Origin of the sequence: Actinoplanes sp. CA-051413 (assembly GCF_050955795.1) — a bacterium.
GTDB lineage: Bacteria > Actinomycetota > Actinomycetes > Mycobacteriales > Micromonosporaceae > Actinoplanes.
Genome location: NZ_CP192100.1, coordinates 3779895 through 3795517, shown reverse-complemented (window position 1 = coordinate 3795517; position 15623 = coordinate 3779895). Strand labels below are relative to the sequence as shown.

9 protein-coding genes are annotated in these 15623 nt (G+C 71.1%); 2 read left to right on the top strand and 7 right to left on the bottom strand.

All coding sequences use genetic code 11. The features are described 5' to 3' along the window. Positions 1 to 31: 31 nt before the first annotated feature. On the top strand, positions 32 to 1078 hold the full coding sequence (locus ACQP2Y_RS17690) for a medium chain dehydrogenase/reductase family protein (protein ID WP_433729532.1): 1047 nt from the start codon (positions 32 to 34) through the stop codon (positions 1076 to 1078). Position 1079: 1 nt separating this feature from the next. On the opposite strand, the gene ACQP2Y_RS17685 is transcribed toward ACQP2Y_RS17690, so the two are convergent. Beyond that, the gene (locus tag ACQP2Y_RS17685; protein ID WP_433729530.1) at positions 1080 to 3155 is read right to left on the bottom strand and encodes an ATP-binding protein; all 2076 of its coding nucleotides are present in this window, start codon (positions 3153 to 3155) and stop codon (positions 1080 to 1082) included. A 175-nt stretch (positions 3156 to 3330) separates the two neighbouring features. Between ACQP2Y_RS17685 and ACQP2Y_RS17680 the strand changes: the two genes are divergently transcribed. Continuing rightward, positions 3331 to 3792 carry an SRPBCC family protein gene (locus tag ACQP2Y_RS17680; protein ID WP_433729528.1) on the top strand — a complete coding sequence of 154 codons (462 nt, stop codon included), beginning with the start codon at positions 3331 to 3333 and terminating at the stop codon, positions 3790 to 3792. A gap of 51 nt (positions 3793 to 3843) precedes the next feature. On the opposite strand, the gene ACQP2Y_RS17675 is transcribed toward ACQP2Y_RS17680, so the two are convergent. The 6 genes from ACQP2Y_RS17675 to ACQP2Y_RS17650 form a co-directional block, all read right to left on the bottom strand. Beyond that, complete coding sequence (locus tag ACQP2Y_RS17675; protein ID WP_433729526.1) at positions 3844 to 6792, bottom strand: family 16 glycoside hydrolase; 2949 nt, start codon at positions 6790 to 6792, stop codon at positions 3844 to 3846. Between the two features lie 179 nt (positions 6793 to 6971). Beyond that, positions 6972 to 13124 carry a DNRLRE domain-containing protein gene (locus ACQP2Y_RS17670; protein WP_433729524.1) on the bottom strand — a complete coding sequence of 2051 codons (6153 nt, stop codon included), beginning with the start codon at positions 13122 to 13124 and terminating at the stop codon, positions 6972 to 6974. A gap of 286 nt (positions 13125 to 13410) precedes the next feature. After that, positions 13411 to 13728 (bottom strand): hypothetical protein, encoded by a 318-nt coding sequence (locus ACQP2Y_RS17665; protein WP_433729522.1) that lies wholly within the window; start codon positions 13726 to 13728, stop codon positions 13411 to 13413. A 27-nt stretch (positions 13729 to 13755) separates the two neighbouring features. Next, positions 13756 to 14166, bottom strand: coding sequence for a PPOX class F420-dependent oxidoreductase (locus ACQP2Y_RS17660; RefSeq protein ID WP_433729520.1), 411 nt, complete (start codon positions 14164 to 14166; stop codon positions 13756 to 13758). Between the two features lie 9 nt (positions 14167 to 14175). After that, the gene (locus ACQP2Y_RS17655) at positions 14176 to 14493 is read right to left on the bottom strand and encodes a putative quinol monooxygenase (protein WP_433729518.1); all 318 of its coding nucleotides are present in this window, start codon (positions 14491 to 14493) and stop codon (positions 14176 to 14178) included. Positions 14494 to 14510: 17 nt separating this feature from the next. Next, complete coding sequence (locus tag ACQP2Y_RS17650) at positions 14511 to 15614, bottom strand: alpha/beta hydrolase family protein (protein ID WP_433729516.1); 1104 nt, start codon at positions 15612 to 15614, stop codon at positions 14511 to 14513. Positions 15615 to 15623 lie beyond the last annotated feature (9 nt).

Here is a 15623-nt window from a genome sequence, read left to right as displayed (position 1 = left end):
ACCTCGAACCCCTTACGGAGGAGGAACTTCCATGGCCACCACGACCGAGATCGTTCTGCCCGGCATCGTCGAGCCCGAGCAGCTGCTCGTCCGCCGGCGCCCCACCGCTGCCCCGGGCTCCGGCCAGGCATTGGTCGCCGTCGAGGCGAGCGGGGTCTCCTTCGCCGAGCAGCAGATGCGGCGCGGGCGCTACTTCGCCCAGCCGGCCTTTCCCTTCGTCCCCGGCTACGACCTGGTCGGCACCGTGGCTGCGGTCGGGCCCGGCGTCGACCCCGCGCTGGCCGGGCAGCGGGTCGCCGCCCTGACCAAGGTCGGCGGCTGGTCGTCCCACGCCCTGCTGGACGCGGCGGACCTGGTACCCGTGCCCGAGGGCATCACGCCCAGCGAGGCGGAGACCGTCGTGGTCAACGGCATCACCGCCTGGCAGATGCTGCACCGCGTCGCCAAGGTCCGGGCCGGCGCGACGATCCTCGTGCACGGCGCGAACGGCGGCGTCGGCTCGACCCTCGTGCAGCTGGCCCGGCACGCCGGCATCCGGGTGCTCGGCACCTCCTCGGCGCGCAACCGTACGGCGGTCAGCGACCTCGGCGCGATCCCGCTCGACTACGCCGCCGCCGACCTCCCCGCCCAGGTACGGGCCCTGGCCCCCGCCGGGGTGGACGCCGTCTTCGACCACGTGGGCGGCCCCGGCATCGTCGACTCGTTCCGCCTGCTCGCCCGCGGCGGGACGCTCGTCGCCTACGGCAGCGCGTCGACCCGCGACGACAAGGGCAACCCGCTGCTGCCGGTCGTCGCTCTCGCCGCCCGCCTGGCGGTGTGGAACTACCTGCCGAACGGCCGGTCCGCGGCGTTCTACAACGTGTGGGGCGGCCGGCGCCGCAAGCAGGTCTTCCGCGCCCGGCTCCGCGAGGACCTCGGGCAGGTCTTCGCCCTGCTGGCCCAGGGTGTCCTCACCGCGCAGGTGGCGGCCGAGCTGCCGCTGGAACGCGCCGGGGAGGCGTTGCGCCTGGCCGAGTCCCGTACGGTCGTCGGCAAGGTGGTGCTCGTGGTGGACCACGGCACCGAGCCGGGCCGGTGAGTCACCGGGACGCGAGCTCGGCCTCCCACAGCACGTCGCTCACCCGGGCGACAGCCGCCCGCAGATGCCGGCGATAGGTGCCGAAGGGCAGGCCGAGCCGTCGCGCCGCCGCCTCGTGGGTCGGCGCCCCCGAGAAGTACGTCGCCACCAGAGCCGCGTGCGCCTTCACGCCGGCGAGGTCCGTACCCATCGCGTCGACAGCTTCCTGAACCAGCGCGCGCAGGGCGACGGCCGGATCACCGCCGGCCGCGGTCAGGAAAGGCCGGTGCAGCAGGCGGTTCGACGCGAAGCCCTCGGGGTGGCGCCAGGTCTGCAGGGCCAGGCGGACGTACTCGTCGAACTCCTCGCGGTCCGGCCCGGCACCGGTTGCCAGATCCGGTGGCGGGGCCGGGCGCGCGGTGACGGCACCTTGGTCGCCGACGCTGGCCGGTACGGCCCCGCTGACCACGGCGTGGAACCACTCCTCGAACGACTCCTGCCGCCAGTCGTTGACGAACAGCCCGTAGGTGGCGTCGCCGACCCGTACGCGCCGGCCGGAGTCGGCCATGGCGGTGCCGAGGCGTTCCGTCCACGCCGCCATGTCCTGGTAGATGTCGAAGTCGTGGGCCCGTCCGGTCGCCCGGTACGCCTCCACCAGCGCCCGCCAGTGGTTCAGCTCCAGCACCGCCGACGGCTGCTCGTACGCGGCGGGATGGACCGCGAAGCGGGTGATGGAGATGTGCTCGCCGGGACGGGCCGGGCTGGTGGCGTTGCTGTATTCCCAGGCCGCGGCGACCACCGGGTCGGTCGCGAGGTCCTCGGGATCGGCCGGGACGCTGAGCACCAGGTGCGCCGAGAACGCCACGATCTCGCTGCTGCGGACGTCACGGAAGATGTGGAAGACGTGCGGCTGCTTGGCGTACCAGTAGGCGGCCAGGGCCGCGGACTCCTCGCCCTCGGCCGCGCGGCACAACTCCAGCACGCGCGGCAGGTGCTCCGGCGCCAGGTCTTCCTCGTGTACGCCGCCCTGGCGCGACCACGAGTACATCGCGCCCACGAGCGGCACGTCGCGGTAGAGGTAGAACGCGCGGCCCATGGCGTCGAGCATCTGGTCGTCCGGGGCTTCGCGGGCCTGGCGGAGGTGCACCTGCACCAGACGCTCGCGGATGCCGTCGTACGCCTGGGGTGACCGCCAGCGCAGGTCCGCGACGAGCGTCTCCCGCGCGGCGTCGTGCGGGAAGAGTCCCTGCGGCGCGGACTCCATGAACGGCAGCCCGCGCAGCCAGCCGAACAGGGCACCGGCGTCCTCCTCGGGCAGGGCCGCGAGCAGCAGCTCCTCGGTGGTCGCGTAGGCCTGGGCCGCCACCTCCAGCGCCCGCCGGTGGGTGGCCGAGGGGACGTCGCCGATCAGCCGCGTCATCAGGGTCGCGAGCACCTCGCCGGTCGGCGTCCAGTCCCGGTCCTCGTCCGCGGGACCGTGCATGACGGCGGCGGCGAGCGAGAGCGCAAGCGGGTTGCCGCCGGCGAATCCCGCGACGGCGGGCACCTCGGACGCGCCGACTCCCCGGGCGGCCAGCAACGCACCGGCCTGCTCGGCGGTCAGCGGCGCCAGCTCGGTCACGGCCAGCAGCTGGGACCAGCCGGGATCCACCGACCACTCGACCTCGGGCCGGCCGCGGCCGCTGAGCACCACGAGCGCGCCGTCGGCGAGGCGCGGCAGGAAGCGCTCGCGCAGCCAGCCTTCGAGCCACTGACACTGCTCGAAGGAGTCGACGACGAGCACCGCGGAACCGTCGTCGAGCACTGCGGCCGCCGTCTGCTCGAACTCCTGCGGATCCCGGGTGACGAACCGCCCGTCGACCTCGACCACGGACCGCCCGGCCTCCCGGGCCGCCTGCACCCACAGCCGGGTCAGCGTCGACTTGCCGATGCCACCCGGCCCGTGGACCCAGAGCACAGCGACGGGCGAGCCGCCGGACAGGGCGGCCCGGAACGCCACGAGCTCGTGCTCCCGGCCCACGAAGGCCCGGGCGCGGGCCGCTTCCAGCCGGCCCGCCAGGCCACGCCCGGCCGAGCCGGGAACCGTCTCCGACCGCATGGTGGGCTCCTCCCGGGCTGGTCCGCCGGCGCGATTGTCGCAAACGAGCGGCCCGGTGGACACGGCTGGACCCCGCTGGACCCCGGCGCCCGCTTCCGGACGGACCGCGATCGGGCTGAGAGTCGAGGTGAGCGACGGGCACCGGCCCGGCGCCGGCCCGGACAGGAGACAAACCATGACCGGTACGCCCACACCCGCCATCGACGAGAACGCGCCCGTCATCGCCCGGCACAGCATCGTCATCCACGCCCCGCTGGACGTTGTCTGGCGGGTGCACACGGACCTGGAGTCGTGGCCGGAGTGGCAGTCCGGCGTGGGCAGCATGGAACTGCTCACGCCGGGACCGCTGCGGCCGGGCTCGGCCTTCCGCTGGCACGTCGAGGGCCTGGACATCACCTCCACCGTCCGGCAGGTCGTGCCCCAGCGCCGGGTGGTCTGGGGCGGCCCCGCGAACGGCATCGAGGGGGTGCACGTCTGGGAGTTCACCGAGGAGCCGGGCGGCGGGGTGCTGGTGCACACCGAGGAGTCGTGGAGCGGGGGTCCGGTCGAGGCCGACATCCCGTACGCGCAGCAGGCGCTGGACTCCTCGCTGACCACCTGGCTGGACAACCTCCGGATGCGGGCCGAAGCCGCCTGACAACGAACCGGCCCCGGCGACATCGCCGGGGCCGGTCAGGGACGACTGTCCTCAGCGGACGGGTTCGATCCACACGTTGCGGTACTGCACCTTGTTGCCGTGGTCCTGCAGGCGGATGGCCCCGGTGGCCGGGCCCTCCGGGATGTTGCCGCCGGTGCCCCGGGGGATCTCGACGTTGTCCTGCACCTTCTTGCCGTTCCAGACCAGAGTGACGCGGGCGTTCTCGGTCTTGGTGCCGGCCGCGTCGTAGCGGGCCGCCCGGAACGTGATGTCGTATCTCTGCCAGGTCTCCGGCGCGGTGGCGGCGTTCACGTCCGGGGCTTTGATCGTGTAGATCGCGCCCGCCTCGTTGTTGTCGAGCGTCGTGTCCCCGTACGAGTCGAGGATCTGGATCTCGTAGCGCTCCTGCTGGTAGACGCCGCTGTTGCCACGGTTCTGCCCGGTCACGTCCGGGGGCAGCAACGGAACCTTGAACTCGACGTGCAGTTTGTAGTCGCCGAACGCGTCCTTGGTGCGCAGGTCACCACAGCACACCTCGGTCGCCCCGCCCGCGACAGCCGGCCACTGTGGTAGCCGCCCGTCCGTGTGCAGCCAGTTGTCGAGGCTGTGCCCGTCGAAGAGGGTGATCCGCTGCCCGGCCCGGCGCACGCTGATCAGGTCCAGGTTGACGTGTCCCGTGTCGAGGGCGTCGACCCGGTACTGGATCGTGTTGAGGCCCTTGCGCAGGGACAGCTTCTCCGTGACGGTCGCCCATTCGTCCCAGGTGACCGTCGACGGCAGCGAGACCTGGCGGACCTTGCGTTCGTTGACGTGCACGCTGACCGTCTTGGTGCCGCTGAACGGGTTGGGGCCGTTCGAGTAGCGCAGCCCGACCTCGTAGTCGCCGGCCTTGTCGACGTTGACGTGCATGGTGGTCGAGGAGTTGAGCGACCCGAAGCCGGCCGCGAAGCCGATGCCGGAGAAGCCGCGGTGGTCCGTGGCCAGCCCGGCCCCGCCCTCGCGGTTGCCTTCCTCGGCCTCGTAGTAGACCTGCTGCGCCTGGTCACCGGGGACCTCGTTCATCGTGTACCAGGCCTCGGTGCTCCACAGCGTCTCACCGTCACGGGCACTGAACGGGCGCGGCGAGCGCAGGTGCACCACCCGATCGCGGCGCAGCCCGGCCACGGTCAGCGTGACGGTCTTGCGATCGCTGGAGACCTTGGCCGCGGTGACCGGCAGCGTCTCCTTGTCCACCTCGGGGCCGCCGTACTGCGCGGTCGCCGCGTACCGCCACTGCTCCACCTTGTATGCGGTCGGCAGCGCGGTGACGGTCGCGTCGGACAACGGCTTGGTGTACTCGATTTTGAAGCCGGTCCCGGTGGCCTTCATCGTCTTCATGTCGAAGACGTCCTTGCCGTTGGGGGTGAGCTTCTGCAACCCGAAGCGCAGCTTGCCCTCCTGGCCCCAGTTGCCCTCGGCGCCGAGCCCGCCGAGATAGATCGCGCCGTCCGGCCCGATCGACACCTCGTTGATGCCGGCCTCCAGGCCCTGGGTGTGCCGGAAGACCGCGCCCTGCTCCTGGCCGTGCACGGTTTCCAGGTACGCCCGCTGCAGGCCACCGTAGGTGACGTCACCGATCAGCAGCTGCCCCTTGTACGGCCCCGATTTGAGCAGCACGGGCGTGCTGGGCGAGTTGGCGATCTGGTTCTGCGGCAGCCACAGCACCGGCCGGGTCACCGGCTCGGCGTCGAACGGGCCGTCCGGGTTGGTGTAGTGGTTGTAGAAAGCGCCCTGCTTGATCTTGAGCAGCTTGGACGACGGGAGCCAGCCACCCTGGTTGTCGGTGACGTAGAGGTCACCGCCGGGCCCCCAGCCGATCCCGTTCGGGGTGCGCAGACCGCCGGCCACCGTGGTGACCTTGCCGGTGCGCCGGTTGACCACGATGCTCGTGCCACGACCGCCGACCGGCTGCGGATCCGTGGTGGCGCCGCCGAGGTTGATCGACACGGACAGGTTCAGGTAGAAGTTGCCGTCCTTGTAGAGCAGGCCGAACGCGAACTCGTGGAAGTTGCCGCCGAACGGCCACACCGCCACGGTACGGCGGGTGTCGAGCACTTGGTCGCCGTTGGTGTCGCGCAGCTCGGTGAGCTCGTGCTTCTGCGACACGTAGACCATGTTGTCGACCACCGCGATGCCCATCGGCTCCTTGAGCCCGTCGGCGATCTTGCGGTACGTCACCTTGGCCGGACCGGTCTTGCCGGTCACCTTGTCGACCAGGTAGACCTCCCCGGCCACCTGGTCGGAGCCGCCCCAGGTGCTGAGCACCATCTTGCCGTCGGGCCGCCAGGCGATGCCGGTGACCTGCGGCTCGAAGCCCGGCGGGCGCAGATCGGTGAGGTCGTAGCCGGGATGCACGGCGGTCAGCGGCAGCCCGTCACCGGGGGCGTCGGTGCCGGCGACACACTCCTTCTGCCCCGGCGCGGTCACCCGGACCACGCCGGCGTCGGTGCTCAGCGCGCTGGTCGGCACGACCGCGAAGTCGTCGGCGCCCGGCGGCCGCCAGGCGAGGGTGAGCTGCTGACCACCGTTGCGCTCGAAGTGCTCGACCCGCACCGGGTGCACGCCCGCGGTCAGGGTGATCGCACCGTCCTTGGGCTCGGCGCCGTGCAGGCCGTCATGGTCGACGACGAGGGTGTCACCGACCCACAACTTCGAGCCGTCGTCACTGGTGAGCCGGAACGTGTAGGCGCCGTCGGCGGGCACGGTGAGATTGGCGAGCGCGTGCGTGACGAAGTCGTCCTCGAGCCCGAACTGCTCGGCGGTCGACCAGTCCACTGTGGGCATCAACTTGTCCACATTGGGAGTCTGGCCGGGCTTGAGCTCACAGACGCGGTTGAGGGGCAGGCCGATGTGATAGGTCCGCAGCGTGACGCCCGGCTCCTGGGGCGGCAGGTCGGCGGCATACGCGGGTGCGGCGGTGGATGTTCCGATGAGTAAGGCAGCCACTAGCAGACGTTTCACGGCGCTCCCCTGTTACCAGCTCACTTCAGAGACGTGAACATCCTGATCCACTTTCGACGCCACGTCCATATCTTCTGCCGTTTGTAATCCAACTTTCTACTCTGGAGACAAAAGTGGCCGATCCCGGTTCGCACCGGGACCGGCCACCGCAAAGCGATCAAGCTAGGAAGCCTCGTCGATCACGGCCCGCAGCCGCAGAAGCTTCCGTAAGTGCCGCGCCAGACCTCGCTGTAGAACGCGATGCCCCAGCTCCACCGGTTGGCCCGCCGCATCCAGTCCGGTGGGTTGCGCTGATGGATGATGCGGGCCGTGAAGTTTCCGTCGAAGAACTGCCGGAACCTGTTCTTGGTGCACTCCTTGATGTCGCAGTGCTTGGTACGGCAGCCGCGCGGCGCCTGGCTCGACGCGTCCTTCTTCGCCGCCTTCTTCGCGTCACTCTCGGTCTTGCCGCTGCCGGCGCCCCACACGTAGCCGGTGCACTTGGGATCGTTGCCCACCAGGGCACACTTGGCCTTGCACTTCCACGCCTGTCCGTCCAGGTCGTACTGGTTGACCGGGTCGGCCGGATAGCCGTAGAGGTTGTCGCCGCCGCCGTAGATCGGGTCGACCGAAAGGAACCGGCCGGTGACCGGATCGTAGAGCCGGACACCCATGACGACCAGGCCGGTCACGGTGTCGGCGGCCCGCTGCTTCGCGCCCAGCCAGCCGTACCGGACCGGGCCCTGCGACGGACGAGATTTGCCGTTCTCGTCGTGGTCGAGCACGATCGGCGCGGCGGTGGTGTCCAGCGGAAGCAGCAGCGAGACGTCCCCGTGGATGTCGGAGAGTTGCAGGACTGTCTGGCCGCTCTTGCCGGTCGTGGCGGTCAGGTCGCCGGTGGCCGACGTGACGTTGCGGGTGACGTTCCCGGCGCTGTCCTCGACGATCCAGCGGGGGGTGTCGCTGTCACTGCAGTAGTGGTTGACCTTGGTGCCGGTCGTGGTCCACGTGCTGCCGCTGCCGGTCGCGGCGGTCGTGGTCCGGACCCGGTGAGCCGGGTCCAGGCTCCACGTCTGCCGGTTGGATCCGCTGGTCTGCTGGGCCGGCAGATCGTTGACGAAGTACGCGACCGTGCCGTTACCGCCGGCGGTCGTGGCTCGACCGAAGGCGTCATAGACATACCCGGAGCCGGCCAGCCGGTCCGCGCTGTCGTACGTGTAGCCGGTGGTGGTTCCGCCACCGGCCGGGCAGTCCGCGCCCGGTGCACCGGCGGCAGTCGTGACGGTCCTGCGGTTGCCGCGGCTGTCGAAGGTGTAGCCACGGGTCGTGCAGACGGTGTCGGCGGTGTCCTGGACGCTGCTCAACCGGCCCGTCGCGTCGTAGCCGTACGTCTGATCGGACCAGCCCGCGTGGCTCGCGACCTGGTCGTGCACGGTCCGGGTCACGGTGTCCGCGAAGACCAGCACACCGTCGCTGTCCCTGGTGTAGGCACGCTCCAGCGCCGAACCGGTCGCATCCTCCTGGATACGCAAGGTGTATCCGCCGGGCAGCTTCTCCTGGCTGACCGAGCCACCCGCGTCGTACGTCGGCTGGAACGTCCCCGCCACCGAGTCGACGATCTGGGTGGCCAGGCCGCGCGGCTCGGCCGAGTGATCGTAGAGATACGTCACCGTGGACGGGACGGTGTCGGACACCTTCGTCGGGCGGTTGAGCCGGTCGTACTCGGTGGTGGTGCGACCGCCGTCGGCGTTGGTGTAGGAGAGCAGCCGGCCCAGGGCGTCGTACCCCTTGGTGATCGTGCCGGCGGTCGGTGACACGGTCCGCACCGCACGGCCGGACGCCTGGTCGTACTCGGTGGTGACCACCGGCACTGCCGTACCCACCCCGCCGGTGGTGGTCACCGTGGTCGGGCGGCCCGCCGGATCGTACGAGGTACTGGTCACGCGGCTGACCCCGTTGGCGGTGTCGGTGACCTTCGCCGGGTTGCCCCACCAGTCGTACTCGGTGGCGCTGACCGGCAGGGCCGCCGGGTTGCTGCCGCCGCCGGTGATGGCACCGGCCGGACCGGTTGTGCAGAGCTGGTCGGCCCACTCCGGGCGACCCTGGCAGGCACCGCTGCCGGTGGCGGACCAGTAGGTCGTCACCTGGGTCGCCGAGTCGGTGCCGGCGCTACCCGGTGACACCTGACGGATGACGCGACCCTGTGCGTCGTACTGGCTCGTGCTCGTGATCGCGAGACCGCCCGGGTCGGTCACGGTCCGGACCGGCAGGCCCTTGGCCCAGTCGTACGAGGTCTCGGTCACCCGGGCATCACCGGTCACACCGGGGAACTGCAGGACCTGCGCGCCGGAGGTCGCCCTCGTGATCTGGTCGCGGACCTTGGCCGTGCCGTCGGTGGGACGCCCGCCGTCGTACTCGTTGTCGGTGCGCGTACGGGCCGCGGCCGACGAGCCTGCGGCCAGCAGGACGCCGGACCCGCTCTTGAGGTCGGCGGTCAGCTCGATCCGCCGGAGCGGGCCGAGTTCGGTCACCTGCCGCGTGCCGGTCGCGTCGTAGAGCGACCGGGTGGAGAGCAGCTCAGCGCGTTCCGCCGTGGAGAGCGCCGAGATACCCAGCTCGGCGAGCGCCTCGCGGTCCGCTGCGGTGAGGCCGAGGGCGAGCGAACGGTTGGCGGCCGTCAGATCGCGCACGGTGTTGCCGAAGCGGTCGTGCTCGGAGGTGCTGACATGGCCGCCCGGCACGATCATGTTCGCTTCGCGGCCGGAGGCATCCAGGTAGTGGATGCTGGCCCGGCCGTAGTCACCGGCGGCCAGGGAGCCTCCGGTGTGGGCCGCCGGCACCGAGTCGGCCAGGAAGACCGCGGTGGCGTCGGTCGGGACGGCGCGCTGGCCCCAGGTTGCGATGTTCGCCGCGCCCATCTGGTACGGGGCCTTCGTGCCGGCCACCGGGACGTCGTAGACGAGGCTGGTCTTCGCTTCGCCGTCCACCGTCGCGGTGCTGCCCGGCGCCAGGGTCGGCCGGGACAACTGCAGGAGGCGGCCGTCGTCGTAGCCGAACGACCACGGCAGATCCCCGGACCGGGTGTACTGGGTGAGATGACCCGCGGTGTCGTACGCGTACCGGGTCTTCACCGCCGGCGTGATCAGCGGGTTCCAGGCCTCCCGGAGCCGGCCGGATCCGTCGTACGCGTAAGCCTGCACGGTGCGCGCCGTGGACGCCGCGGCGCCCGGCTCGGTCGAGTAGAGCCGCAGTTCCTTGACCTGGTTCTCGACATCGCCGAGCGCGTCGCCGGTGGCCGTGGTGGCGGTCGCGTAGACGTACTCGAGAACCCGGCAGCCCTTGGTCGCCGGGGTCTGTCCGCACACGGCGGAGGACACGGCCGAGGTGGGTCCGACGACACGCTTCGGCCGGGCCACGCTCTTGCCGCCGACGGTGACCGCTTCGGAGACCACCGTGGTGGTGGAGTCGGCGAGCCCGTCGAGTTCGGTCTTCTGCAGCTGCCAGGTCTGCGAGGCACCGACCGGCTTGGCGAAGACACTCACCACGCCGTCCGTGTCGGTCAGGGTGAACGTGCCGGTCACGGTGCCGGTGAGAGTCAGTTCCTCCGCGCCGGGCTCGGACACCCAGCCGGTGCGAGCGGCATTGGCGGTGAAGCTGGTCTGCTCGCCCTCGGCGGAGACCAGGGTGACGGCGGTGTCGGAGATGCGCCGGATGTGCGTGCCGTCGAACTCGGGAAGCATAGCGATCGTGCCCGCGACCCACTCCTTGCCGAAGATCGGCGCCTGCCCCTCCTGGGTCGCGCCTTTGTCCGGCACCCGGGACGACAGGGTACGGGTGGCCGACAGCGTCCACGCCGACACGTCGGTCTCGGTGACCGTGTAGTCGCCGGTGAGCAGGTTGACCGATCCCGGGCCGAGCTTCTCGGCGGCCGCGCCGTCAGCGTTGCGGTCCACCACGACGGTGAGGGGGTTGCTGCTGCCCGTGGCCGCGTTCGGGCCGGTGAAGTCGGCCTTGAGCTGGACGCTGCCGTCCGCGCCCACGGTGTCGGTGGCGTTCCACACCAGGTCCGCGGTGCGGCCGTTGGTCAGCGGCACCGGCTGAGCCGTGACCGGGGTGCCACCGGCCAGGATCTGCGCCGCCGGGATGACAGTCCAGGCGTCGGCGGCGGAGCGTCGCCACGAGAAGGTGGCGGCGGTGTAGCGGGCCGCGTCCGCCTGTGCAGCGAGCGGAAGCCGGCGCGCGGTGCGATCTCCCTCGTCCGGCTGGAGGAAGCCGCCCGGCCCCACTGTGATCGGGTAGGTGACGACCTCGGATTTGTTGTCCGCCTTGTCGACCGAGCGGACCTGGAACGTCTGCTCGCCGTCGCGGGCGGGGGTCACGGTGATCGCCACGGCCGTCGCTGCGCCGCCGGTGCCGACCTTGGCCCAGGCGGAGCCGTCCAGCGACCATTCCAGCCAGTTGTGGTCGGCCGCCGGCGGGGTCACCGTGATCTTCCCGGGCTGTCCCGCACCCTTGACCCACTGGCCGGACGGGTAGTCGGTGGACGTGACGCCCTGCGGCGCCGACGGCCGGGTGGTGTCGACGGTGAACGTCTTCCACGCCGACCACACGGTGCTGTAGTGGGTACCGTCGTACGGGTTGGTCCGGAACTTGTAGGTCTTGCCGTCGGTCAGCACCCCGGCGGGTACCACGATCGCGGCCACCTGGCCGGAGGGAACTAACTTGGTGGTGTAGTTCGTGCCGACCTGGGTGTTGGTCGCGGCGTCGAACACCTGGAACGTGGCCTGGACCTTGTCGCCGTTGGAGTCGACGAAGGTGTCCCGCAGCGTCGGCGTGGTCGTGTTCACCGTGTAGGCGCCGCCGTACGAGAAGTAGGGCGGACCGGCTTCCTGCTTCGTGCCGGTCCGTGGCCGGTAGTTGTAGGTGACCGTCAGCTTCGGCACGTTCGTGGCCGCGTTGCCGGAGTTCACCTGCTTCCACTCGGCGGTGGCCGCCGACGGGGCCCGCAGGCCCATGTGCGAGCGCGGGTACTTGGCACCTGCCCAGAACGACACCATCCTGGTGACGTCGCTGGTGATCCAGCCGTCGCCGCCGCACTCGGAGCGGCCCTTGGTCTGGGTGGGACTGGCGAACAGTTCGTTCCAGGCCGGCTGGTTGCCCCAGCGCGACGCGGTCGACGGCGCGGTGGTGTCCCAGATCTGCCACGTCTGCGCGGCACAGCCGGAGTTCCCCGAGTGGAAGTTGTAGAGGCTCACGTCGGCGTCCATCACCAGCGAGTCCGCGATCGGCGCGGTGTTCCAGGTGAGGAACGAGCGGGCGTACCGGGTGCTGCCGTCCGGGTTGGTGGTTCCCGGGTTGCCCCAGTACAGCTCGGTGTCAGCCGACCAGTCGACGGTCTCGCCCTCCTGCACCCGGGTGTCGAAGACGTTGCCGAGCGCGGCCGTCGTCGGGTCCACCGTGACCGGGTAGGCCGTCGCGGGATCCGCCAGGAACGACGCGTCAGGGGTCAGCACCAGGTCGACCGAGTCACCCCGCCGCACGACCCGCATGTCGACCGGCGCGGTGTTGGTGTGCTCGCCGGACACCGGGTCGGTGCTCGCGTCCCACATCACCGGTGCGGGCATGACGGCCCGCCGGCGCTTGGCGGAGTCGGTGAAGACCAGGCTGCCGTCGCTCTGCTCGGCGACCGTCAGGCCGGGGGCACGCAGCGGCAGGGTGTACGAGTAGCCGCTGGTGGCCGGACGCTGCTTGATCACGGTGTACTGCTCGAAGCCGGTCCGGGTCGCTTCCACGACGACGTCCGCGCCCGGCAGGGCCGACGGATACGTGACCGTGGTGCCGTCCACCTCCGGCTCCGGCAGGCCACCCTTCCACTGCAGGGCGATCTGCCGGTCGCCCTCGCCGAGCGTGACCAGGGTACGGGCCGGCGCGGTGCCGGCCTCGGCCATCGACCGCACGCGGGCGCCACCCGGTGCGGCCAGCCGGAGGCCCTCCGGGTGGGCTTTCGGTGCCACCGTCCCGTCCGCGGCCCGCTGCAGGGTGAGGTCGATGTCGACCCACTTGCCCGCGCGCTTGAACCGGACCGGTCCGGACGAGAGCTCGGAGGTCAGCGAACCGTCGGGGTTCACCCAGGTGGTCGTTGACTCGTCACGTTCGGCCAGGGCCTCGACCCGCTTGCCGGAGAGCCGGGCCAGGACCCGAGCGGATGCGATGTCGGCTGCCTCGCTCGCATACCGCGGTGTCGCCGCACGGCTGGGCGGGGCCGCCTGTGCCGGTTGAGCCGCCGGCACGGCGATCCCCGCCAGCAGCAGCGCGGCGGCCGCCGGTAGGGCGAATGAACGGGATGGACGCAACCTGATCCTCCAAAGTGGATTGATGGGCTGTGGTCGTGCCGGTGCGGCGCGACAGGGATGCCCGGACCAGGCTCGCCGGGCAGAGCGCTGCCCAGCGAGATGAACCCCAACTCCCCCGTCGGCCGGAGCGGTGGGATCGCTCCGGCAGAGGGAGTCAAACATCACGAAGAGTGGGAAACAAGCAAACTCGGAGTGATGAAAAATAACCACCGCATTGACCTGCGATGATGCGTCGGGACGGGCACGGTGGCGCGGAGCGGGGTTGCGCCGCGCCCCGTGAACCCTTTTACGATCTTGCGGCTTCCCCGAAGCCGGGCTGGAACCGGGAGTTCGGATCACCGCGTTCCGCCCAGATGTGGCCGCCGTCGGCGCTGACACCGGGTATCCCGTCCAGCATCCGAGCAGGCTCGGCCACGCTCGCGAGGCTGGCGAGCAGATCGGTCCGCAGTTCCTCGCTCGCGGTCTCCAGATCGTCCTGCTCGTCGGCCCAGTCGATGTCGGCCGCGGCGAGCTGCCGGACGGCCAGGGCGGTGACGGCCTCGGGATCCTGGACGGTGACGGTCAGACGACAATAGATCTGCACAGTTACGGGCGACGACGTCATGCGCTCATGATCCCATCGCGGGCCGGCTCACTGCTCGCGCATCTTGCCCCAGCCGTGCCAGCGCTCGACCGTCATCAGCGCGCTCACCCGCGGGCTCTCCCTGTTCGGGTAATCGCTCCCCATGTAGTGCCGGGCGAGCCGGTCGATGTCGCGCAGCCCCTCGTCCTCGGTGATCGACTCGACGCGGCCCTGGAGGCTGACGTGGGTGTACCAGTCGTCCTCGGCCAGCACCGTGAGGGAGATCCGCGGGTCCGCGCGCATGTGCTTGAGGCGGGCCCGGGTCGCGTCGAGGCCCAGCAGCACGCGGCCGTCGTCCTCCAGCAGATACCAGGTGGCCACGGTCACCGGGCGGCCGTCGGCGGCCACCGTGGCCATGACGGCCGGGTTGGGCCGGCGGAGGAGGTCGAGGACGGCGTCGGGCATGGGAGTGGTCGGCATGTGACCAGCCTAGATCCGTCCTTGGTCCAGGCCTTTGGCGGCACCCGGGGTGAGGAACTCGACCCGGGTGCCGCTGAGCAGGGGATCCTTGCGCGCGTGGAAGTCCCGGACGTGTTCGGCCTGCTCGTGGGCCTGAAAGGCGTCGCGGTCCCGGTACACCTCGTAGAAGACCCGGGCCAGCGGCTCGCCCTCGACCGCGGCCGTGGCGTAGATCAGCGTGCCTGGTTCCCGTTCGGTGATCTGGCGTACCGCCGCTGCGGTGAGCTCGTCGAAGCTGGCCGCCGCGGCCTCGTCCCGGCAGTCGAACCGCACCACGAGTGCGAACACCTTGTTACCTCCGTGCGTCAGGGGTGGAAGACCACCTCAGGATTGTCCGGGGTGGGGCCGTCCAGCAGCGGCCGGGGCGCGCCGCGCAGGTGCCGGTCGAAGAACGCGGTCACGTAGTCGCGCACGATCCGCGCTGTCCGGTCGCCGGGCAGGGGTGAGCCGGTGTCCGGGAGGCCGGCCTGGTCGGCCAGCACCGCGGTGTCGCTGAAGTCGAGGTGCCCGACGCCGGTGACGGTGAGCCAGCGCTTCCAGCCGTCGAGGCGTCGCCAGGCACAGTCCCACGTGTCGTCGGTGCCGCCGGGGATGTGGTCGGGTGTGCCGAGCAGCAGGAACGGGCGCCCGTCGAGGCCGGCGGCGGGGACGGGGGCGAAGAACGTGCCGTCCATGTTGATGCCGGCCCGGACGCGGCGGTCGGCTGCCATGGTCGCCGACGCCGCATTGCCGCCGATCGAGTGACCTGCCATCCCGATCCGGGCGCGGTTGATCAGCGCCGCGTGGCGCCACGCCGGGCGGGCTCCGGTCAGCCGGTCGAGGACGAACGAGATGTCCTTCGCCCGGCCGGTGGCCACCCGGGCGTACCCCTCGCGTCCTTGACCTTCAAGTGACGTGCAGGCGGTGCAGGTGAGGATGCGGCCGCCGGGGAAGGCGGTGCCGGGTGACTCGTAGGCGTGGTCGACCGCGGCGACCACGTACCCCCGGCTGGTCAGTTCCTCGGCGAGGTGGGTGAGCGTGTGCCGGTGCAGGGTGAAGCCGGGCGAGAGCACCACCAGCGGATAACGGCCGCGGCGCGGCTCGGCTCCGGCGCGGGCGGCGGTACGGGTGCCGCTGAGCGCCTCCGGTGCGACGACGCCGTCGAGGTCGCGGTCCTCGAGGAACAGGCGGGCCTCGGTGGTGGTGAGGTACTGCGCCGGTCGGCCGGAGTGGGCCGTCGCCGGGTAGTACATCGAGACCATCAGTTCTCGGGGACTGGCGGGCACCCACGGGTCGGGCCGGGACCGGTCGACCAGGTGCAGGACGTCCCGGCCGACGGCGTACGGCCCGGACGGTCGGGGCAGCGCGAACGCGGTGTCGTCATTCCACCAGCCAACCGGACCGCACCCGCCCGAGGCACTCCCCCACAATGGAGTTCA

What these genes read in the sequence shown, in the direction of transcription:
- ACQP2Y_RS17690 (WP_433729532.1), top strand. Translation starts at nt 32, where the DNA reads ATGGCCACCACGACCGAGATCGTTCTGCCCGGCATCGTCGAGCCCGAG.
- ACQP2Y_RS17685 (WP_433729530.1), bottom strand. Translation starts at nt 3,155, where the DNA reads ATGCGGTCGGAGACGGTTCCCGGCTCGGCCGGGCGTGGCCTGGCGGGC.
- ACQP2Y_RS17680 (WP_433729528.1), top strand. Translation starts at nt 3,331, where the DNA reads ATGACCGGTACGCCCACACCCGCCATCGACGAGAACGCGCCCGTCATC.
- ACQP2Y_RS17665 (WP_433729522.1), bottom strand. Translation starts at nt 13,728, where the DNA reads ATGACGTCGTCGCCCGTAACTGTGCAGATCTATTGTCGTCTGACCGTC.
- ACQP2Y_RS17660 (WP_433729520.1), bottom strand. Translation starts at nt 14,166, where the DNA reads ATGCCGACCACTCCCATGCCCGACGCCGTCCTCGACCTCCTCCGCCGG.